Annotated in this window: 17 protein-coding genes and 1 other RNA gene; 7 read left to right on the forward strand and 11 right to left on the reverse strand. The window is 38.1% G+C overall.

Annotated features, from left to right (window positions below; all coding sequences use genetic code 11):
• Window positions 1-531: 531 nt before the first annotated feature.
• The 3 genes from ACFILL_RS06025 to ACFILL_RS06035 are packed head-to-tail and all read right to left on the reverse strand — an operon-like array spanning window position 532 to window position 3,858.
• Entirely contained in the window at window positions 532-2,358 is a 1,827-nt protein-coding gene (locus ACFILL_RS06025) for an aminopeptidase P family protein (RefSeq protein ID WP_375643456.1), read from the reverse strand.
• Window positions 2,359-2,380: 22 nt separating this feature from the next.
• The gene (locus tag ACFILL_RS06030; protein ID WP_375637653.1) at window positions 2,381-3,250 is read right to left on the reverse strand and encodes a 50S ribosomal protein L11 methyltransferase; all 870 of its coding nucleotides are present in this window, start codon (window positions 3,248-3,250) and stop codon (window positions 2,381-2,383) included.
• A 26-nt stretch (window positions 3,251-3,276) separates the two neighbouring features.
• Window positions 3,277-3,858 carry an SCO family protein gene (locus tag ACFILL_RS06035; RefSeq protein ID WP_273790767.1) on the reverse strand — a complete coding sequence of 194 codons (582 nt, stop codon included), beginning with the start codon at window positions 3,856-3,858 and terminating at the stop codon, window positions 3,277-3,279.
• A 135-nt stretch (window positions 3,859-3,993) separates the two neighbouring features.
• Here ACFILL_RS06035 and ACFILL_RS06040 point away from each other — a divergent pair, with 135 nt between their 5' ends.
• The gene (locus ACFILL_RS06040; protein WP_375643457.1) at window positions 3,994-4,623 is read left to right on the forward strand and encodes a DapH/DapD/GlmU-related protein; all 630 of its coding nucleotides are present in this window, start codon (window positions 3,994-3,996) and stop codon (window positions 4,621-4,623) included.
• A 56-nt stretch (window positions 4,624-4,679) separates the two neighbouring features.
• Here ACFILL_RS06040 and ACFILL_RS06045 read toward each other — a convergent pair whose 3' ends face one another.
• The 5 genes from ACFILL_RS06045 to ssrA all read right to left on the reverse strand — a co-directional run bounded on the left by ACFILL_RS06045 (window position 4,680) and on the right by ssrA (window position 8,681).
• Complete coding sequence (locus ACFILL_RS06045) at window positions 4,680-7,019, reverse strand: ATP-dependent helicase (RefSeq protein WP_375643459.1); 2,340 nt, start codon at window positions 7,017-7,019, stop codon at window positions 4,680-4,682.
• A 120-nt stretch (window positions 7,020-7,139) separates the two neighbouring features.
• Window positions 7,140-7,391, reverse strand: coding sequence for a ribbon-helix-helix domain-containing protein (locus ACFILL_RS06050; RefSeq protein ID WP_273790764.1), 252 nt, complete (start codon window positions 7,389-7,391; stop codon window positions 7,140-7,142).
• A 10-nt stretch (window positions 7,392-7,401) separates the two neighbouring features.
• Window positions 7,402-7,584: a DUF4169 family protein gene (locus tag ACFILL_RS06055; RefSeq protein WP_273790763.1), complete on the reverse strand. Its 183-nt coding sequence runs from the start codon at window positions 7,582-7,584 to the stop codon at window positions 7,402-7,404.
• 8 nt (window positions 7,585-7,592) lie between these two features.
• Window positions 7,593-8,144, reverse strand: a complete 552-nt coding sequence (locus ACFILL_RS06060) for an SspB family protein (protein ID WP_375631167.1) — start codon at window positions 8,142-8,144, stop codon at window positions 7,593-7,595.
• A gap of 180 nt (window positions 8,145-8,324) precedes the next feature.
• Window positions 8,325-8,681, reverse strand: a transfer-messenger RNA (tmRNA) gene (ssrA, locus tag ACFILL_RS06065).
• Window positions 8,682-8,778: 97 nt separating this feature from the next.
• Here ssrA and ACFILL_RS06070 point away from each other — a divergent pair.
• Window positions 8,779-9,084, forward strand: a complete 306-nt coding sequence (locus tag ACFILL_RS06070; RefSeq protein ID WP_273790761.1) for a DUF2853 family protein — start codon at window positions 8,779-8,781, stop codon at window positions 9,082-9,084.
• Between the two features lie 68 nt (window positions 9,085-9,152).
• Here the strand turns inward: ACFILL_RS06070 and ACFILL_RS06075 are convergent, their stop codons facing one another.
• From ACFILL_RS06075 to ACFILL_RS06085, 3 genes are all read right to left on the reverse strand, one after another.
• Window positions 9,153-10,460 (reverse strand): MFS transporter, encoded by a 1,308-nt coding sequence (locus ACFILL_RS06075; RefSeq protein ID WP_273790760.1) that lies wholly within the window; start codon window positions 10,458-10,460, stop codon window positions 9,153-9,155.
• Between the two features lie 652 nt (window positions 10,461-11,112).
• Window positions 11,113-12,423, reverse strand: coding sequence for an MFS family transporter (locus ACFILL_RS06080; RefSeq protein ID WP_375643460.1), 1,311 nt, complete (start codon window positions 12,421-12,423; stop codon window positions 11,113-11,115).
• 959 nt (window positions 12,424-13,382) lie between these two features.
• Window positions 13,383-14,690, reverse strand: a complete 1,308-nt coding sequence (locus ACFILL_RS06085) for an MFS family transporter (protein ID WP_375643461.1) — start codon at window positions 14,688-14,690, stop codon at window positions 13,383-13,385.
• Between the two features lie 213 nt (window positions 14,691-14,903).
• Between ACFILL_RS06085 and ACFILL_RS06090 the strand changes: the two genes are divergently transcribed.
• The 5 genes from ACFILL_RS06090 (at window position 14,904) to ACFILL_RS06110 (ending at window position 20,079) form a co-directional block, all read left to right on the forward strand.
• Window positions 14,904-15,698, forward strand: coding sequence for a thymidylate synthase (locus tag ACFILL_RS06090; protein WP_273790824.1), 795 nt, complete (start codon window positions 14,904-14,906; stop codon window positions 15,696-15,698).
• The gene (locus tag ACFILL_RS06095) at window positions 15,695-16,204 is read left to right on the forward strand and encodes a dihydrofolate reductase (protein WP_273790757.1); all 510 of its coding nucleotides are present in this window, start codon (window positions 15,695-15,697) and stop codon (window positions 16,202-16,204) included. Before ACFILL_RS06090 ends, ACFILL_RS06095 begins: the two co-directional genes overlap by 4 nt.
• Before the next feature lie 119 nt (window positions 16,205-16,323).
• Complete coding sequence (gene hflK, locus ACFILL_RS06100) at window positions 16,324-17,463, forward strand: FtsH protease activity modulator HflK (protein ID WP_273790756.1); 1,140 nt, start codon at window positions 16,324-16,326, stop codon at window positions 17,461-17,463.
• Between the two features lie 2 nt (window positions 17,464-17,465).
• The gene (gene hflC / locus ACFILL_RS06105) at window positions 17,466-18,404 is read left to right on the forward strand and encodes a protease modulator HflC (RefSeq protein ID WP_375631164.1); all 939 of its coding nucleotides are present in this window, start codon (window positions 17,466-17,468) and stop codon (window positions 18,402-18,404) included.
• 151 nt (window positions 18,405-18,555) lie between these two features.
• Window positions 18,556-20,079 carry a Do family serine endopeptidase gene (locus tag ACFILL_RS06110; RefSeq protein WP_273790754.1) on the forward strand — a complete coding sequence of 508 codons (1,524 nt, stop codon included), beginning with the start codon at window positions 18,556-18,558 and terminating at the stop codon, window positions 20,077-20,079.
• The last annotated feature ends 736 nt before the right edge of the window (window positions 20,080-20,815 follow it).

Raw genomic sequence — 20,815 nt, forward strand, 5'->3', positions numbered from 1 at the left:
ATAAAAAACTTTAACGCTGATGTTATCAGCATGCTCCTTCTTTTAATTCTAAATACTTAATTTTATTTCATAGCAGATTCTATTTTATTGTAGCAATATGTATTATAATGAATTACAACTATTGAAAATGATTCAAGAATTAAAATAATATAAATTATCATTGTGAAGCAAACAAAAAGGTAAAATTTATTCGAATAAATATGCAGAATTTTTGAATCCAAACAGCGTAATAAGCTGGTTATAATAGGTGTTTTAGAAATACGATGCGAAGGATTACAAAATATAACGAGAGTTTCCATATAAAGAAACTAGGGATATGGTAGTGTCTAGATGGTAATACCCAAAATAAGCATTAACCACGTGCAGGCGTATCTCACTCTGCTTCACCTAGGTCAGTGTTTGCCATATCAGAAAAAACGTGAAGTATCTTGTAGAAATATTTTTTGTATTTCCTGACGCAAGTACATATTTTTCTCTAAAAAAAGACGGTGCTGTTTTTGTAGAAAGGGTAAAAGTTATAGGTTGCTTCATTTAAAGGGGCATTGTTGCTTCTTTTGCCCATTTTTTATCTTCTTCATTTAAGTAAGGTGCATTCATCTGATAAACGCGCGCATGGTAATCATTGAGCCATTGCCGTTCTTCTTGTGTCAAAAGCTCTGGAAGGATTAACCGTCGATCAATGGGGCAATGTGTGAGTGTCTCAAACGAGAGCATTTCTATATCTCCACCATCAATTTTTTGTGCTGGCTTTACTATCATCAAATTTTCAAGACGGATACCAAAAGCACCTTCGCGATAATATCCTGGTTCGTTTGAAAGAATCATACCGGAGATGAGTTCTTGGCATCCTTTGCGGGAAATATTTTGTGGTCCTTCATGAACAGAAAGATAAGACCCAACACCATGACCGGTGCCATGAGCATAATCAAAACCAGCTTTCCACAATGCAATGCGTGCTAGAATATCAATGTCTTGTCCACGGGTTCTTTTGGGAAAGCAAGCAGTTGAAAGAGCAATCATGCCCTTGAGAACAAGAGTGAAACAGCGTTTTTCTTCTTCTCCAATATTCCCAATTGCTACTGTACGTGTGACATCTGTCGTTCCATCACGATATTGGCCACCTGAATCAACAAGATAAAGTTCACCAGCATTGAGTTGTTTATTTGTTTGTGTTGTTACACGATAATGAATAATGGCGCCATTTTCTCCTGCTGCTGAAATTGTATCAAAAGAAAGATCTTTAAGTTTTTCTCCCATTTCGTTTGCTGTATTTATGCGAAATTCTTCTAATTTTTGAGCAGCAGAAATTTCACTTATTGACCCTGGTATTTGTTTATCTAACCAAGAAAAAAAACGGGTTAGGGCAACACCATCGCGTAGATGCGCTTTGCGTGCGCCATTGAGTTCTGTGTCATTTTTAATGGCACGTGGTAGAGCAGCAGGATCGGTAAGTGTGATAAAAGAGCTATTTTTTTCTTCAATAACAGTTCGTAATTTTTCGCATGTTAGCTGTGGATCTAAGGCAAACACGGTCCCTTTTTGAACATACTCTTTGATCTTGGGAATAAGCTGTTCTGGTTCATATAATTTTGCATAACGTTCCAGATATTGTTTCTGTTCTACACCAAGTTTTTTGCTGTCAATGAATAAGGCTGGTGTTTCGTTAAGTGGAATGAGAGCAAAACAAAGGGAAAAAGGCGTGTTGGAAACATCATTGCCCCGTATATTGAATGTCCATGCAATGGAAGAGGGGTCTGTAAAAATAAAAGCATTTGCATGAGTTTGCTGTATATCTTTGTAAATCAAAGCGAGTTTTTCATCTGTATCGCACCCAGCATATTTGAGAGGGTGAATTGATAAGGCAGATTGTGGTAATTTTGGTTGATTATGCCAGAGCAAATCAATGGGATTATGTTGAACTTCTACAAGTTTTCCACCTGCTTTCGTTTCTAATGCGTTTCTCAATGCATCGGTGGCAGCAATCGTGTGGAGCCATGGATCAAAGCCAATAGAAAGTTTTTGACCATTTTTTTCAAGCCATTGTGAGGGAGGACAAGTTATGAGATCTTCATAATTAAAAATATCAGGATCAGTTTGTTGGCGAACTTGGAGCTTATATCGCCCATCTGTAAATATGATGGCTTTGTTTTTTAAAATCAGTGCAATCCCAGCTGATCCAGTAAAGCCGGTTAACCAGCTAAGGCGTTGAGCATGAGGGGGGACATATTCTCCTTGATGCTCATCGCACCGCGGAACAAGAAAACCATCGAGTCCAAGGTGATCGAGTTCTTTACGAAGGCAAGAAATGCGTTCTGCTGTATAAGCAGGATTTGTTGTCGCCTCAAAAGATTGATACATAACGACGTCCTTTTCTTTTCTTTTATTTCAGATGTATCGTAACCCATCCTTGCCGGTGGTATGTTTCGATATGCTTCATTCCTTGTTTTATATAAGTCTCCAAAACATGGGCATGTTGTTCTTCAAGAATTCCAGAGAGTATAAGTGATCCCCCTTTTTGAAGTGCCTTTACCACTTCTTGCGCAAGTTCAATAAGCGGATTAGCAAGGATATTGGCAACGATGAGATCAAAAGGGGTTCGTGATGCAATTGCATCATGGGCAAAATCTGTTGCTGTAATAGCTGTAATATATTCCTTGACACCATTGAATTCGATATTGTGTTGTGCAACTTGAACAGCAATTGGGTCAATATCGGATGCAAGCACAGGAATTGGTTTGAGCATTGCTATGCCAATGGCTAGTACACCGCTCCCAGTACCAAGATCAAGGGCATTTTTGGGATTTTCGTGTTTCATGACTTTGGCAATCATTTCTAAACAACCGGCTGTTGTTCCATGATGTCCGGTGCCAAAAGCTTGATTAGCTTCAATTTCAATAGGGAGAACATTTGCTGGAATGGCGTTTCGGTTGTGACTTCCATGAAGAAAAAAAGGACCAGCTTGCACAGGTTTTAGTCCTTCTAGGCTTTTTTGTACCCAATCAATGTTGGGTAAAACTTCCATATTAATTTTATCAAAATCTATAGAAAGGATTTGAGCAAAACGTTTCAATGCGTTCTCTTGATTGTCTTGATCGACATATAGAGAAAGCTCATATACAGCATTTTGTTCATCTATCTCTGTGAGAGCAAGAGGATACCCTTCTTCGTCAAAGGCTGTTTCTATAAGGGTATAGAACCGTTCTGCTTCATTTTTAGAAGCAGTATAATAGAGGCGAATTTGTTGCGACATGCTGTTCTTTCTTTTGATCGGTTTTTTTAGTTTAAGATGAGTTTTTTTAACCGTTCAATGGCGATTTCATCTTTTAATTCGCTATCGCTTTCTTTCGTGTCATAACGGATAACGCCAGCTAATTTTCCACCTTTTTTGAGTAAAAAAATTGCTGCTGTATGGTTATATGTATAGTTTCCATCTGTTTCAGGGACTTTTTCAGCAACGATGTTGAAAGAATTGACCATTTTATGAACTTTTTCAGGATCTCCGCTGATGCCAACAATTTTATTGTTAAAATTACTGAGATAATCATGGAGTACTTTTGGTGTGTCTCGTTCAGGATCAACAGTCACAAACCATATACCTAATTTATCAGCTTCAGGCCCAAGGGCTGTAAGCCATCGATCAAGATTCATCAGTGTGGTAGGGCAGCTTTCAGGACACATAGTGAAGCCGAAAAAAATTATTGAAGGCTTGCTTCGAACATCAGCCTCAGTAATATTTTTTCCATTAGAATCAGTGAGAGTAAAGTTATCACCTAAAGGCTTATTTGTCAGCGTATCATAAATAAAAACACCTGCAAGAAATATGATTGTCAGCCCCAAGATGCGTATTACATTTTTCATAGTTTGACTCTCTTAAATAGATCGAGAAATTGTAACATCGGCAGGTTTGTTTTGCAATGTGTGTTTCATGGTTGATTTTATTGGCTTGATTGGTATGTCTTTCCATATCTATGATGAAACATTGGTGAAAGATGCATGAATATTGAGAACGATCTTCGGTTTCATGAAAGTGAGCCTCGTATCCATACGACGGCACGGCTGCATGGTTGTAAATTAGGGCGCTATGTGGAAATTAATGAGCGGGTGATTTTACGGGATGTAACCGTTGGAGATTTTTCTTATTTAGAACGTAATAGTGAGGCTATTTATAGCGATATTGGGCGTTTTTGTTCTATTGCATCTCATGTACGGATGAATGCGTTGGAGCATCCTATGGAGCGCGTTTCAACGCATAAAATAACCTATCGTCCAAACGAATATTTTCGTTATATGGCATTAGATAGTGGTTTTCGTGAAAGGCGTTGTGCAAAACGTGTTATTATTGGGCATGATGTGTGGATTGGATATGGTGCGGTTATTATGCCTGGGGTGACAATTGGTCATGGCGCTATCATTGGCGCGAACGCTGTTATAACGAAAGATGTTTTGCCTTATACGATTGTCGTTGGGGTACCTGCTAAACGGTTGCGGATGCGTTTTCCCAATAATGTGATAGAATGCCTTTTAGATATGGCTTGGTGGGATTGGCCGCTTGATAAAATTCACAACGCATTGCCTGATATGCAAAATTTGCCCATTGAAGCCTTTGTTCGTAAATGGAAATGACATTCAGAATAAAATAAAGTGGTTTCTTGAAAAAACTGATCGTGGTTTACTTGTAATTAAGCTTTGTTTACAAAATTGTCTAGTACACGCTTTTCTCCGGCTTTTTCGAACATTATTGTCAATTTATGATCGTCTATTGCTGTAATATGACCATAACCAAATTTTATGTGAAAAATCCGATCATTGACAGAAAAATCTGATGGTGCATGAGAGATTGATTGAGAGATAACTTTCCCTTCAATATTCTTGTTTTTTTGTGCACGCTTTTGTCTTGCTGTTGCATAGTCAGTATAAAAGGAATCGTGATGTTGAAAGGAAGATTTTCCATAACCACCATAGGATGTTTCCATTTCTACAACTTCTATATGTTCTGCTGGTAATTCATCTAGAAAACGGGAGGGAAGAGCAGGTTGCCAAAGTCCATGAATTCTTCGATTAGATACAAACCATATATGCAAATGTTTTTTTGCTCTTGTTAGACCTACGTAAGCAAGGCGCCGTTCTTCTTCTAATCCTGAACGTCCACCTTCATCTAATGAGCGTTGGTGGGGAAAGAGTCCTTCTTCCCAACCTGGAAGAAAAACTGTTTCAAATTCAAGTCCTTTGGCTGAATGAAGTGTCATGATGTTGACTGCATCTATATTTTCATTATTTTCCGTTTCCATAACGAGTGCAACATGTTCCAAAAAACTTTGAAGATTTTCAAATTGTTCCATGGAACGAATCATTTCTTTAAGATTTTCTAGTCTTGTAGGAGCCTCTGGTGAGCGATCTTCTAACCACATGGTTGTATAACCAGAATCATCAAGGACGATCTCGGCAAGTTCTCTATGAGGAGTGTCTTGAAGCATATTTTGCCAGCGGCGGAAGCTTTCAATGAGGCTTCGTAACGCACTGCGCGCCTTAGGCTTTAATTCATCTGTTTCAATGATGTCAGCGGCAGCAGAAAAGAGAGGAACAGCACGTGCACGTGCACTCTCATAAAGAATGCGCAGGGTTGCATCTCCTATGCCGCGTTTTGGTGTATTAATAACACGCTCAAAAGCTAAATCATCAGTAGGTTGGACAACAACGCGTAAATAAGCCATGGCATCACGTATTTCCATTCGCTCATAAAAACGAGGACCACCAATAACGCGATAATTAAGGCCAAGTGTTACAAAGCGATCTTCAAATTCACGCATTTGAAATGATGCGCGTACCAATATAGCCATATGATTTAATGCATGACCGGTTTGTTGTGCGCGTTCGATTTCTTCTCCGATTGCTCGTGCTTCTTCTGCCGAATCCCATGCTGAATGAATTTTTACCTTTTCTTCCTCACTCTTTATTTGAGCAGAAAAAAGGACTTTTCCCAGCCTTTCTTCATTATGAGCAATGAGATGGGAGGCGGTTTTGAGAATATGGGATGTTGAGCGATAATTGCGTTCTAGACGAATAATTTTAGCAGAAGGAAAATCTTTTTCAAAACGTAATATGTTTTCGACTTTTGCACCACGCCATCCATAAATGGATTGATCATCATCGCCAACACAACAAAGATTAACATGTTGACCTTGAGGATGTTGGGCCAAAAGGCGAAGCCAAAGATATTGTGCTGTATTTGTATCTTGATATTCATCGACAAGAATATAACGAAATTGAGAATGATATTCGCGAAGAATATCTGGATTATGTTGGAAGATAGAGATAGAATGAAGTAGAAGGTCACCAAAATCACAAGCATTAAGATCTTTTAATCGATTTTGATAATTGTGATAAAGTTCATGTCCCATGCCGTTACCAAAGGAATGAGCATCACTTTTTGAGATATGTTTTGGTGAAAGTCCTTGATTTTTCCAAGAATCAATCATCATGGCAAGGTTTCGTGCGGGCCAACGCTTATCGTCTAATCCTTCAGCTTGAATAAGCTGTTTTAAAAGTCGAAGAACATCATCGCTATCGAGAATTGTAAAGTTGCTTTTTAAATCAACAAGTTCTGCGTGACGGCGTAAAATTTTAGCGCCAGTGGAATGAAAGGTTCCAAGCCAAGGCATACCTTCAACAACTTCTCCAATAAGTTCACCAATACGTATTTTCATTTCACGTGCTGCTTTGTTGGTGAAAGTGACAGCAAGTATTTGCTGAGGAGAGGCAAGTCCAGAGCGTAAAATGTGAGAAATACGGGTTGTTAAAACGCGCGTTTTTCCTGTACCAGCACCTGCAAGAACTAAAAGAGGTCCCTCAGTATTCATAACAGCTTGTTGCTGTTCTGGATTGAGTTGTTCTAAATAATCTGTGTTATATGATTTTTGTTCTTTTAGAGTATGGGAGAAAAAACCAGAGCTCTTCTTATCATGGTCTGGAGGGGAATCTTCTTCAAAGAAAGGTATGGTGTGATCAGAAAAATTACTCATTATCTCTCTTTTGTAGTCTTTTTTTTATTGAAGTTCTAGATTAAAAAAACTTCTCTTAAAAAGTCACAACAGTTTCAGTTAAACAAACAGAAAGAGAACGTAAAAAAATAAGCACAAACATTAAAGGCGCTGGGTGAGAACGCTTTGAAGGGCATAAACGCGTAACGAAGCCGAAAGATTTACTTGTTGTGGTCTTTTGCTATCAATATCGGTGATAATAAAGGCTAAAGATTGTCCTTTTTGGCGGGCTATATCTTTTAGAATATCTAAAAATGGTGGTTCTAAAGAGACGCTTGTTGCGTGTCCATCAACGCGAACAGATATCTTTCGTGGAATGACTTTTGACCAATCGATAGAATTATTTTCGTGCATTTTTCCACCTTTACTCGTCGTTTCGTAAACGATTTTGATCAAGAAATTTTTGCGTTTTTAAAGATTTTTGTTGCTCAAAATTTTTTTCAGTTTTTGTTCGTCCAAAACGATAACGATTTTGCTCAGCACGAAGAGATTTTTCTGTACGTTTTTTTTGTTTTCGAAATTGGCGAAGATTAATCAATTCAGTCATGAGAAAAATTATTTTTTCCGAAAGGAATCTAAAGATACAACATCAGCACTTTGACTTTGTTTTGCATCGTTATTTGAAGGTTCTTTGTTTGTACTGAGATTTTGTTCTTTTGTAAGCGTATTTTCTATTTTTTGTTTGTTTGATAAGGTAATGGGCGTAGTTGAGGTATTTTCTGAATTTTCACTTTCTCCAGAGGTCAGATTTGAGGGCAGATCAAATGCTGCTTCAAATGCTGCTACAGGATCATAAAAGACCTGAATGGAAGTAAAAGGAATCACGAGCTTTTCGGTTATTTCCCTGAAAGAGAGGGTTACTTCGAAAGCTGTTTCTGAAACACTGAGATCTCTAAATTGATGTTGTAAGACGATTGTCATTTGCTCGGGATAGCGATTTTTTAGCCGAGGAGAAATTTTAACGCCTGGGGCATTTGTCAAAAAAGTTATAAAAAAATGATGATTTCCCGGAAGACCTGCTTTGGCAACTTCCGATAAAACTTTACGGATAACTCCACGAAGCGCATCCTGAACGAGAATATCGTAACGGATTTGATCTTTAACCATCGAAGTTTATTCCTTTTATTTCACGTAGCAGAATGGGGCGTATTGATATTGTGTGACAGAATATATTTTAAATTAGCAGTATTTTTTCTACGATGCACCTCAATAAATCGAATAAATACGAAACTCTATGGTAAATAATGTCTGATAACGTCTGAAAGATCAATCAACAACATTTAAAAAAGTGAAGGCTTCTGTTGCCAGGTGCCTCCGAACCCCGCTTAAACCTGCGACGGTTTAAGGCTCAAATTGAAACATTCACACCACCTTAAGCGGCGAGACGTGCTTCCGCATAGTTGTCATTTGCAACTACTCATTTAGCCCGATAACGGTGGTACAATGCCGAGTAAAAGAGCGATCTTTACACCCTTGTCGATCCTATTTCGCCCCCACCAAAATATAACTTTGGTTTCTTATATTTTGGTGGAGGCGCCGGGTACCGCCCCCGGGTCCAATAGGTTTATTTCACCGTCCATTTATTACCATAGCTGGTAAACCAGCCCTCTAAATATAGATGAAGAACAGTCTTAGGAAAAGGGGGGGTTGTTAATATTTTTAATCCTCTAATTATTTATGGAGCTATATGATGCGGCTGTAAAGTATAGTCCGCTCATTTTTGGAGAGGAGATGATGCAAAATGACAAATAATTTAGCAGATATTAAACTATATGATTCAAATCCCGATGAAGCAGCAGTAGAACGACTTAGCCGTCGTTTAGCTTTGGTGATGAAAAAGCAGGATGCAGCGCTTGTTGCTACATCGGATCCAAAAGAGTTAGAACGTGTTGAAAAATGGGTTCAAGATGTTTTAGAAGCCGATGAGAAGAGTGCTAAAATGGCTGTTTCAAAAGTGGCTGAGATGATGTCTGGAGAGCGTAGAAAAAGTCGACTGACTTTTTATTATCTAGTTGCTAAGCACCTTAATGCACTTCATAAAATTTAAACAATATTAAATTTGTGATAATGATAAAAAAAGCCCAATTTCTTGGGCTTTTTCATTGATAAAAAGGGTTAATGTTTTTCATCCTCTTGGAGGTAGCCTCCTTTACGCATACTCGGGACAAAGAGAAGAGCAATGAATGCCATGATCATCACGACGGTTATATAAAAATAAAAGAGTGATTCATGACCGTACTTTTTTAATCCAAGCGCGACGTATTCAGCAGAACCACCAAATAAGGCGTTGCCAATGGCATGAGAGATGCTAACGCCTAATGCGCGTATTGAAGAGGGAAACATTGCTGATTTGACGACACCAGAGATGGATGTATACATGCTCATAATGAAGAGCAAGCCAATAATGACGGAAAAGGCAACCCATATACTATGCGTATTACCGATTATCCAGAGTCCAGGAAATGTAAAGATGACAGAGAGTATACTCCAAATGATAAGTAAAGTTTTTGTTCCAATTTTATCGGCTATGATACCAGCTATGGGTTGGAATAGGATGAAAATAAATAGTACAGCTGTCATAATCGTTGTTGCGGTATGTTTATCAAAGCCGGTGGTTGTGATTAGATATTTTTGCATATAAGTCGTAAAGGTGTAAAATGTGAGTGATCCTCCTGATGCAAAGCATGCAATTACGACAACGGCTTTTGTATGCTTGGTGAGAAGTTCCTTAAGACTGCCAGAGTGTTTGTGAGAGCGGCTTTCTTTCGTGGTTGTTTCGTGGAGAGAACGACGCAGATAAATCGCAATCACTGCCCCGAAACCACCAATCACAAAAGGAATGCGCCATCCCCATGCTTTTAACTGATCTTCAGAGAGATAAGATGCTAGAATAAATATAATGAAGCTGGCAAGAAGTTGACCTGTAATAAGGGTGGCTGATTGGAAAGAAGCAAAAAGCCCACGATGTTTTTTGAGAGCAACTTCGCTCATATAAGTGGCTGCTGTACCATATTCACCACCCGCTGAAAGTCCTTGCATCATCCGAGCTAAAAGTAAAAGGATTGCTGATGTTATTCCTAAGGTTTCATAGGTGGGAAGTATGGCGATGAAAAAAGAGCCACCACACATCATAAAAATGGATATAAGCATCGAGCGTTTACGTCCATAACGATCGGCGACAAATCCTAAAAACCAAGCTCCAATAGGGCGCATAAGAAAGCCAATAAAAAACACACCCGCGGTTTTTAACAGTGGCGTAATCGTATCACCATCGGAGGGAAAGAATTGTGATGCAAAATAAATTGATGCAAATGAGTAAACGTAAAAATCATACCATTCTACGAGATTTCCTGATGCGCTTGCTATAATAGCAAAAACACGTTTTCTTGCATCCTGTGATGCTGAAGTTGTTTCATTTTTCATGAATTGTTCCCCTTTTGGATTTATATTTTATATTTTCTAAACATAATTGTTTATGATTTCCAGAAAAATTCAATTGTATTATAATAATTTCTTAGGGAAACTCTTTAAGATGATTTATTAGAGTTATGTTGTCATTCGTTTTAAGATTTTTACTTGTGTTATAGAATAAAAAGTTATCACGTTGCATTTAAAGGGAGAGAACATTGAAAAGTAGATCAAGATACCTTTAAACTTTATGAGAAGAATGCAATTATTGGCATACCGGAAGATTATAGAAGAGATGGTCTTTATGAGCAGAAAGCCCAAAAACTGAAGACATTTCATAAAGCTTAAATAATGTAAAAGGGGATTTTGTGTCCTTGCTTATCTTGTTGTATCACCACACATCATTATTTAGGAGGGGGAGGTAAGGCTCATATAAGGTTTTCCGTATGAGGTGTTTTTCAGATATCATGATAAATATTTAGGGTAGGGCTTGCCTATAGAATCTTATCAAGTAAATTACATAAAGTGGGCAGTAACTATAGACAATTTAAGAGAAACTGAGTTGTTTGTAAGACGAATGCGGGGCAGAATTTTCGTTCTTTGTTAGGATGGAGAGGAGATAAAAAAAGCCCAATTTCTTGGGCTTTTTTTTATCCAGAAAATAAGTTTAATGAAGTCTATCGTCTTTATCGAGATATCCTCCTTTATCTATATCGGGCATAAGAAGAATAGAGATGAGTGCAATGACCATCATACCAACTATGTAAAAAAAGAAAACAGATTCGTATCCCATATTTTTTAATCCAAGCGCTACATATTCGGCAGAACCGCCAAAGAGTGCGTTGCCAATGGCAAAAGCAAATCCAACACCAATTGCTCGGATTGAAGCAGGGAACAATTCTGCTTTTATGATACCAGCAATGGACGTATAAAAACTCATAACACAGAGTATTCCAATAATGATTAAGAGTGCTGTCCATGGATTATGGGCATTACCGATCATTTTAAGTACAGGGATAGTGCAGATAATGGATAATAGCCCCCAACTAATGAGTGAAGCTCTTGCTCCAATTTTATCGGCTAGGGAACCAAAAAGGGGTTGGAGTAGCACAAAAATAAAGAGGGCGGCAGTCATTATCGTTGTTGCAGTTTGTTTATCAAAGCCGGTGGTTGTGATCAGATATTTTTGCATATAAGTAGTGTATGTATAAAATGTGAGTGATCCACCAGCTGTAAAGCCAACAACCAAAAAGAAAGCTTTTTTATGATTGCGAAAAAGTTCTCGAAGACTACCAGCATGTTTTTCAGAGCGGCTTTTGTGGGTTGTTGTTTCATGGAGCAAACTACGCAGATAAATTGCAACGATTGCTCCAAAGCCACCAATCACAAAAGGAATACGCCATCCCCACGCTTTTAACTGATCTTCAGTAAGGTAAAGGGCTAAAATAAATATTATAAAACTTGCGAGAAGTTGACCTGAGATCGTTGTTGCATATTGAAAAGAAGCAAAGAGCCCGCGACGATTTTGGGGTGCAACTTCGCTCATATAAGTTGCTGCTGTACCATATTCACCTCCAACGGAAAGTCCTTGAAACATACGGACAAAAAGGAGAAGGAATGCTGCTGTTATTCCCAAGGTTTTATAAGTAGGAAGTATGGCAATGAGAAAAGAGCCACCACACATCATAAAAACAGAAATAAGCATTGAGCGTTTACGTCCATAACGATCCGCAATGAATCCAAAGAGCCATGCTCCAATTGGACGCATAAGAAAGCCAATAAAAAAGATTCCTGCTGTTTTTAACAGTTGTGTAACGATATCTTCATCTTCAGGAAAAAATTGTGAGGCAAAATAAACCGATGCAAAGGAGTAAGCATAGAAGTCGTACCATTCTACCAGATTTCCTGATGCGCTGGACATGATAGCAAAAATACGTTTCCTTGTATCATGTGGGTCTAAAGTTGTTTGATTATTCATGAAGTATTCCCCTTTTAGATTTATAACTTTTCTTCTTTTTAAAGCTATTTACGATGTGCATTATAAAAACGCCATTGTACCATGATAATTTTTCAGGGAAACATAAAGATTTTTTCTAGAGCTATCAGTGCTGTTTTGGGCTTATGGTGTTGTTATATTGCGTAAATTATGCGCTTTTTACTATCCTTAAGGAAATATTATTTTTTGTTTGATTGTGAATTATTTGCATATGCAGAGTGCTTATGAAGATATGATACTCTTTAGTTTATATGCTTGATGTTGTTTCGTAAAATGATGTTATTGACTATTGCATGCGAGGTTGGTGTATCAGTTAAAATACTTTTTAGGAATGATCTTAAGTGTTAAGGGGGAGTACAATATTAAGAGTTCCTCAATAGTATAATGATAGCGGCTTGCACTTTTATTAAGTGTAAAGAGAGTGATGCCCATGTTTATACTTTACGGGGCTTTTACGTTATGTCATTCACGGGTGCCGTTGTGAAATGGAGTTGGGTGCATTGAGAAATGTTTCTCAAAAAAGTGTGCGAATTCATAATATAATGGTATTTTCTATTTTTCATGAAAGGATTTGTTTTGCATGAGGGGGTACTATTAAGAACGTATTAAACAAAATCATGAGTGTAATCTTTATTATTGATAAAATTTCTTGAAAGATAATCACTTTTCTTCAACGTTGAGTGGGAATGGGAATATTAAAATAAATCAAAAGTTTTTTATCTTCAGTGAATTAAATTCAGCAAAAGAAGTATTTATTACATAATAATATGAAGCCATTTGTTTTTATAAGCGGCGTGTGTAGGAGGGAACATTGCTTCTTTAGAGTGTTTGAAGGGATAAAAAACTGTGAGCTTTAAACTTCTATTGGAAAGAATATAAAAAAGCCCAGAATACTGGGCTTTGCTTTTTTTGTTGAAACCCTTGTTTGTTAACATTAAAGGTTAATGAATATCGTCTCCTTGTAAATACCCTTTTTTGCGAGCATCTGGCATTAAGAGAACAGCAATGAATGCAATAATCATCATGCCGGTTATATAAAAATAGAAGACAGATTCATATCCAAGATCTTTTAATCCAAGCGCGACATATTCAGCAGAACCGCCAAACAGTGCGTTGGCAATAGCATAAGAGAGCCCAACTCCTATCGCTCGTACTGAAGCGGGAAACATTTCTGATTTTACAATGCCAGAGATAGATGTATAAAAGCTCATAATGCAGAGCATTCCAGTAATGACTGATAAAGCAATCCATGTACTATCAGTATTACCAATCATATTAAGTCCAGGAATGGTAAAGATAATAGATAAGACACTCCAAATAAGGAGAGAAGTTCTTGTTCCAATTTTATCTGCGAGAGAACCAAAGAGGGGTTGGAGTAACATGAAAACAAAGAGTGCAGCAGTCATTATAGTTGTGGCTGTATGTTTATCAAAGCCGGTGGTTGTGATCAGATATTTCTGCATGTAAGTCGTATAGGTGTAAAATGTGAGCGATCCTCCAGCGGTAAAGCCGATAACTAGAAAAAAAGCTTTTCGGTGGTTGCTCAGAAGTCCCCTAATACTACCAGCTTGTGCACTAGAACGACTTTCTTTGGTCGTTGTCTCATGGAGTGTGCGGCGTAGATAAATCGCAACAATTGCGCCGCATCCACCAATAGCAAATGGAATACGCCAGCCCCACGCTTTTAGCTGATCTTCGGTGAGATAAAGCGCTAAAATGAATATAACGAGACTGGCTAGAAGTTGACCACCAATCAGTGTGGTATATTGGAAAGAGCTAAAAAATCCGCGGCGATTTTTGAGGGCGATTTCGCTCATATAAGTTGCTGTTGTACCATATTCACCACCGACAGAAAGCCCCTGAAGCATTCTGAGTAAAAGTAAAAGAATTCCTGCTGCCACTCCAATGGTTTCATAGGTAGGAAGTAGGGCGATTAAGAACGAACCACCACACATCATAAAAACAGAGATAAGCATTGAGCGTTTGCGTCCGTAACGATCGGCAATGAAGCCAAAAAGCCATCCGCCGATTGGGCGCATAAGAAAACCAATAGCAAAGACACCAGCCGCTTTTAAAAGTTGCGTAACGACATTGCCATCTGAGGGAAAGAATTGTGATGCAAAATAAATAGATGTAAAGGAATAAACATAAAAGTCATACCATTCTACTAGATTACCTGATGCACTGGACACGATAGCCCAGATACGTTTTCTTGTATCATGTGGTTTTAAAGCTTCTTGTTTTTCCATAGTCGATCCCTTTATTTGATGTTTATCCATCTTTGTTCATTTATGTCATTTTTTTAGAAGCTGTCTATAGTATTTTATCTTTTGCATCAAAAATTTAGTCAGATCATGATAATTTCTTGTGTAAGATGTTTTTGGAAAAAGATTTGAATTATGTTTGTACGGATTTTACAGTTTTTATTTTCTATAATGAGAAGAATCGGACATAATAGCCCTATGAAGTCATATCTTGCTCTTTTATCTCATGTTTTAAATCAGGGTATTGATCGGACAGATCGAACGGGTGTTGGCACGCGATCTATCTTTGGGTATCAGATGCGCTTTGATTTACAAGCAGGATTTCCGTTGTTGACAACAAAGAAGCTACACTTACGTTCAATTATTTATGAGCTTTTGTGGTTTCTTAAAGGCGATACAAATATCGCTTGGTTGAAAGAGCATGGTGTGTCGATTTGGGACGAATGGGCTGATGAAAAGGGAAATCTTGGTCCTGTTTATGGTTATCAGTGGCGTTCTTGGCCTGCTCCTGATGGACGCCATATTGATCAAATTAACAATCTTTTAACGATGATTAAGGAAACGCCAGATTCTCGTCGCTTGATTGTATCAGCTTGGAATCCTGCATTAATAGAGGAAATGGCGTTACCTCCGTGTCATTGTCTTTTTCAATTTTACATTGCGGAGGGTAAATTATCTTGTCAACTTTATCAGCGTTCGGCGGATATTTTCTTAGGTATTCCATTCAATATTGCATCCTACGCATTGCTAACGATGATGATTGCGCAAGTAAGCGGTCTTAAAGTAGGCGATTTTATTCATACTCTGGGAGATGCTCATCTTTATTCTAATCATTTTGAACAGGCAAAATATCAATTGTCTCGTATACCAAATGCTTTGCCATGTATGCGCATAAATCCAGCGGTAACAGATCTTTTTTCTTTTCAATTTGAGGATTTTGAGTTGCTTAATTATGAAGCACAACCTCATATTAAAGCGCCGGTAGCAATATGACGATTTCCATTTGTTTAATTGCTGCTGTTGCAGAAAATGGTGTTATCGGTCGTGAAGGTGCAATGCCGTGGCATTTATCGACGGATTTGCAACGCTTTAAAGCTTTGACGTTGCGTAAGCCCATTATTATGGGAAGAAAAACTTGGGATTCTATCGGGAGACCTTTATCAGGGCGTACAAATATCGTCATTACGCGTGATTGTACCTTTTGTGCTGAGGGGGCTGTTGTTGCTCACTCTTTATCGCAAGCTTGTTCTCTTGCAACAAGCGTTGCGTCTCAAAATGATGTAGAGGAAATTTTTATTATTGGTGGTGGTGCAATTTTTCAACAAGGGTTGCATATGGCTGATAAAATATTTCTTACAGAAGTTTTAGCTTCTATAGAAGGTGATAGTTTTTTTCCTGTTTTTGATAAAGAAAAGTGGACTATTGTGCAAACACAAGATATTCCAAAAGGGGATAAAGATAGTCATCCGACACGTTTTGTTGTTTATGAGCGGAAATAATTTTTTGTAATATGAAGTGGAAGGGGTTATCAGTTGTATTGTAATGAGGTAAGAGACACCCTATAAGATCAAGCAAATGGTTGGTGTTCGAGTAGTGGTAATCAGTTAAAGAGGTGATAATGCCCTGGACAAATCAAAATGGTGGTGGCCCGTGGAGTGGCGATAAAAACAGTGGTGACAAAAAAACACCAGCTAAGAATCTCTTTGGTTCTGGTGGCGGTAATGGTGGCGAAAATGGTCCTAATCTTAATGATATTTTGCGCAAAGGGCAGGATCAGTTTAAACAATTCGGGAGAAGCAGTTTTTCTGTTTTATTCCTTCTGCTTATTGTGTTTTTTTGGCTATACCAGTCAATTTATATTGTTCAGCAAAATGAACAAGCGGTAGAGTTGCGCTTTGGCATCCCTAAAGAAGGCATTATTGGTGATGGGTTGCATTTTCATTTTTGGCCAATTGAGACCTATATGAAAGTACCTTTAACGGAAAAAACAATTGCGATTGGTGGGAAGCCTGGTCAGGCGCAACAAAGTGATGGCTTAATGCTTTCAAGTGATCAGAATATCGTTAATGTTAATTTTTCCGTTTACTATCGGATTTCATACCCTAGTCAGTTTTTATTCAATGTGAATGATCAAGAGGGAACAGTCCGCCAAGTTGCTGAGAGTGCAATGCGTGAGGTCATTGGTTCGCGGCCGGTTGATGATGTTTTACGTGACAAGAAAGAAGAAGTTGCTAATGACGTCAGAAAGATTATTCAGTTGACTGTAGATAAATATCAACTTGGTGTTGAAATAAGCCGTGTGTCTATCAGTGAAGCTGCTCCTCCGACAAAGGTTGCTGCTGCGTTTAATTCTGTTCAGCAGGCGGAGCAGGAACGTGGAAGAATGATTGAAGAGGGGAATCGTGTGCGTTTTACGAAAATTGGTTTAGCAAATGGTGAAGCTTCACGCACACGGGAAATCGCAAAAGGTGAAAAGGCACAAATGGTTGAAGAGGCAACAGGGCGTGCTGAACGTTTTCAGGCGATAGCTCGTGAGGCTGCGATTTCACCAGAAGCTGCTCGCTATCGTCTCTATATGGAGACGATGGGGCGGATTCTTTCTTCACCAAATAAGCTGGTTCTTGATCAGGCAAATTCTCCAGCGGTGCCTTATTTACCTTTGAACGAATTGTTGCGTAGCAAGTCATCGGAAAAAGTAAAGGCAACATCAGCGCGTCCTGCGTTACTCTTAGATTCTCGTATTTCTGGAGGAGATTAATTATGCAGCAATCTCGCTTTTTGTTTGTTTTTAGTGCTATAGTGTTTGTTTTGATGATTTTGTGGATGTCCGTATTTATCGTCTATCCTCGTCAACAAGTAGCAATTAAGCGTTTTGGACAAATTGTTCAGGTAGAATCTAATCCTGGAATCTATTTCAAGGCGCCCTTTATCGATAAGATGATCATTGTTGATAATCGGTTATTGCGTTACGATGTTCCTACACAATCTGTACAGGTTCGTGGTGGTGCGTATTATGAGGTGGATGCGTTCTTTATTTACCGTATTACAGATCCTAAGTTGTTTTTACAGCGCATTGCTTCTGGGCGTCCACAAATTGCGGCACGTGAAAACCTTGCACCACGGTTTATTGACGCTTTGCGCGCTGTTTATGGTAAGCGAGAATTTAAAGCAGCCTTATCGGATGAACGAGGCGCGATGATGGCTGAAGTACAGAAGCAATTTTCTGTAGATGCAGGTTCGTTGGGTATTACCATTGTTGATGTGCGTATTCGTAAAACCGATTTGACTGATGCTGTTTCAGAAGATGTCTATCGGCAAATGGCAGCTGAACGTGAAGCTGCTGCGGAAAATATCCGTGCTCGTGGTCAACAAGAGCGAGATCGTATTGTAGCAGAAGCTAATCGTGAATATGAAGAAATTGTAGCAGCGGCAAAGCGTGATGCTGAAATTACTCGTGGTGAAGGTCAGGCTGAAAGTATTCGTCTTTTATTGAATGCGAGGGAGGCTAGTCCGTCTTTTTACGATTTTTGGTTGGCGATGGAACAATACAAGAATTTAGAGAAAACACCGATGGTGATTTCTCCAAATGAGGATTTCTTTTTCTATTTTCGTAATCCGCCGCAGGCAAATAAAGCATTCTTACCGACAATGAATACTGGCATTAGTAAAACTGATCCAAAATCGGGAGAGAATAGATAAAATAATGGATTGCAGATACGAGATTTTGCATGAAAAGAATGATCTGTGACCATTTTCTTTTATGGTAAAAGTGGTAGAGAGTATCGAGCCGTGCTGGTTTTATGTAGATAAATTTAGTGGGGCTCTTTGCATCTTTGATTAAAGGCATGTCATGGATAGAAGTGTCGTGAGTAAAAATACGTTTTTAAAGTTTTTTATCACAAGAGTTGTTTTTTGTGTGACTTTGTTTCTATCAGGGTCAGGTTTGTCTTGGGGAGCAGAGACAAGCGAGGCATTGCTTTCTATTCCTGATTTAGCTTCTGAGCTTTTGGAAACAGTTGTGAATATTTCCACGGCACAGACTGTTGAAGGAACAGAACAGGATGAAAATACCTCGGTACCCGTTATCCCAAAAGATTCATTGCTGGAGGAATATTTTAGTGATTTTTTTACACCCAAGGATGCTCAAAAAGATAGTCAATTTCAAAAGGTGCGTTCTTTAGGGTCTGGTTTTGTGATTGATGCGCAAAAGGGGATTATTGTTACAAATTATCATGTTATTGTTGATGCTGATGATATTGAAGTTAATTTTACGGATGGTACAAAACTAAAGGCAAAGCTTCTTGGAAAGGATAGCAAAACTGATTTGGCGTTGCTTCAAGTCGATGCAGGAAGTAAAAAATTAAAAGCTGTGCGTTTTGGTGACTCAGAAAAAGCACGTATTGGTGACTGGGTTATGGCTATTGGTAATCCTTATGGTTTTGGTGGAAGTGTGACGGTTGGTATTATTTCTGCGCGTAACCGTGATCTTAATGCTGGTCCCTATGATAATTTTATTCAAACAGATGCAGCAATTAATCGGGGCAATTCTGGTGGTCCGTTATTTGATAGAAATGGTGAAGTCATTGGCATTAATACAGCAATTGTTTCACCTTCGGGAGGATCTATCGGTATTGGATTTGCTATTCCATCGGATATGGCTCTTTCTGTTATTAATCAATTGCGTGATTTTGGAGAAATAAGACGTGGTTGGTTGGCTATTCGTATTCAGCCGGTAACAGAGGATATTGCAAAAAGTTTAAAATTGGACAATGCTGTGGGAGCATTGGTGGCTGGTAAAATAGAACAGACGGAAGAAAATAATGTAGATAATAGCCAGTTACAAACTGGAGATGTTATTCTTTCTTTTGGTAATTCCAAAATTAAGCATGCACGTGATTTGCCGCGTTTAGTTGCAGAAAGTTCAGAAGGAAAGGTGGTGGATGTTACTGTTTTACGGAATGGGCAAGAAGAAACAGTAAAAGTTAAGCTTGGACGTTTGATTGAAACAGATCCAAATGAAGATACAGAAGAAGAAGTTGATGATAAAAAAAATCAAGATCTGTCGAAAAACGTGACAATGCAATTTATGGGAATGACGTTATCTGAACTGACGGAGGATTTGCGTCATCGTTATTCAATTTCAGATAAACTTCGAGGACTAGTGGTGACATCTGTTGCACAAAATAGTGCAGCGGATAAAAAGCGTATTCGCGTTGGTGAAGTGATTGTTGATATCAATCAGAGTTCTATCACAACAATTGATGAGGCTAAAAAACGTATTCATAAATTACGTGAAGCTGGACGCAAAAATGCTCTATTTATTGTAGCGCGTCCAGATGGAGAGTTACGGTTCGTAACGCTCCTAATGGATTGATCCTTAAAAATTATTTTTTGTTTTTTATCAGCCTTAGTATATGGGATATTTTGCAAGCTAGGCATGTGATGTCCAATATTTCTCAAATTCATTTCACGATAGAGAGCATGGGGTGTGCAATATAAAATTCATTGGGCAGCTCTATTTTTGCGTTAAATAAAAGTACAAGTTGCTACCATCATAGATTTGCTAGATTTCCAACTTTGCAACAGCTTAGGCTTTAAAATAGTACATAGGAGATCTATGTTTTGTATTTAAGTCAATTATTATTATAAATAATGTTGTATCTAGTGAGAATTTTAGCACTTTGTGATTGTATTTTGTGTGCTATAGAGAACGTTTTTTCACTTCAGTTTGAAAAAAGCTCTCTCAGAGAAAAATCATATTAGACTAAATTAGTTATATATATATTTACACCTTTCTTGGTGATGGATGAAAAAATAGTTATAAAAAAAGAGCGTGAAGAAGACAATTTCTGAATCTCCTATTATAAATCAGAGTAGCATGCTGTTTTTATAGGAAAAAATAAAGCTGTTTGATTGTATAGGTTAAGCTCAGTATTATTTTCATAAATGATGACAAAGAGTATGTTTTTAATGGCCTAAACGGACAAAATTATTATAGCTGTGGTTTGTTATTGAATTATGATAGCAAAAAATGCTTGGAAATTCCTTTGGTGTTGTTCTTAAGTCTATTTTTTCTTTTTTATAAGTTTCATAAGGGGCTTTGTCTTAAG

It is taken from the genome of Bartonella sp. AP20NXHL (genome assembly GCF_042196165.1).
Lineage (GTDB): Bacteria > Pseudomonadota > Alphaproteobacteria > Rhizobiales > Rhizobiaceae > Bartonella.

What these genes read in the sequence shown, in the direction of transcription:
- ACFILL_RS06090 (WP_273790824.1), top strand. Translation starts at nt 14,904, where the DNA reads ATGAAGTCATATCTTGCTCTTTTATCTCATGTTTTAAATCAGGGTATT.
- ACFILL_RS06055 (WP_273790763.1), bottom strand. Translation starts at nt 7,584, where the DNA reads ATGACTGAATTGATTAATCTTCGCCAATTTCGAAAACAAAAAAAACGT.
- ACFILL_RS06060 (WP_375631167.1), bottom strand. Translation starts at nt 8,144, where the DNA reads ATGGTTAAAGATCAAATCCGTTACGATATTCTCGTTCAGGATGCGCTT.
- ACFILL_RS06035 (WP_273790767.1), bottom strand. Translation starts at nt 3,858, where the DNA reads ATGAAAAATGTAATACGCATCTTGGGGCTGACAATCATATTTCTTGCA.
- ACFILL_RS06045 (WP_375643459.1), bottom strand. Translation starts at nt 7,019, where the DNA reads ATGAGTAATTTTTCTGATCACACCATACCTTTCTTTGAAGAAGATTCC.
- ACFILL_RS06095 (WP_273790757.1), top strand. Translation starts at nt 15,695, where the DNA reads ATGACGATTTCCATTTGTTTAATTGCTGCTGTTGCAGAAAATGGTGTT.
- ACFILL_RS06080 (WP_375643460.1), bottom strand. Translation starts at nt 12,423, where the DNA reads ATGAATAATCAAACAACTTTAGACCCACATGATACAAGGAAACGTATT.
- ACFILL_RS06030 (WP_375637653.1), bottom strand. Translation starts at nt 3,250, where the DNA reads ATGTCGCAACAAATTCGCCTCTATTATACTGCTTCTAAAAATGAAGCA.
- hflK (WP_273790756.1), top strand. Translation starts at nt 16,324, where the DNA reads ATGCCCTGGACAAATCAAAATGGTGGTGGCCCGTGGAGTGGCGATAAA.
- ACFILL_RS06075 (WP_273790760.1), bottom strand. Translation starts at nt 10,460, where the DNA reads ATGAAAAATGAAACAACTTCAGCATCACAGGATGCAAGAAAACGTGTT.
- ACFILL_RS06070 (WP_273790761.1), top strand. Translation starts at nt 8,779, where the DNA reads ATGACAAATAATTTAGCAGATATTAAACTATATGATTCAAATCCCGAT.
- ACFILL_RS06025 (WP_375643456.1), bottom strand. Translation starts at nt 2,358, where the DNA reads ATGTATCAATCTTTTGAGGCGACAACAAATCCTGCTTATACAGCAGAA.
- ACFILL_RS06085 (WP_375643461.1), bottom strand. Translation starts at nt 14,690, where the DNA reads ATGGAAAAACAAGAAGCTTTAAAACCACATGATACAAGAAAACGTATC.
- hflC (WP_375631164.1), top strand. Translation starts at nt 17,466, where the DNA reads ATGCAGCAATCTCGCTTTTTGTTTGTTTTTAGTGCTATAGTGTTTGTT.
- ACFILL_RS06110 (WP_273790754.1), top strand. Translation starts at nt 18,556, where the DNA reads ATGGATAGAAGTGTCGTGAGTAAAAATACGTTTTTAAAGTTTTTTATC.
- ACFILL_RS06050 (WP_273790764.1), bottom strand. Translation starts at nt 7,391, where the DNA reads ATGCACGAAAATAATTCTATCGATTGGTCAAAAGTCATTCCACGAAAG.
- ACFILL_RS06040 (WP_375643457.1), top strand. Translation starts at nt 3,994, where the DNA reads ATGAATATTGAGAACGATCTTCGGTTTCATGAAAGTGAGCCTCGTATC.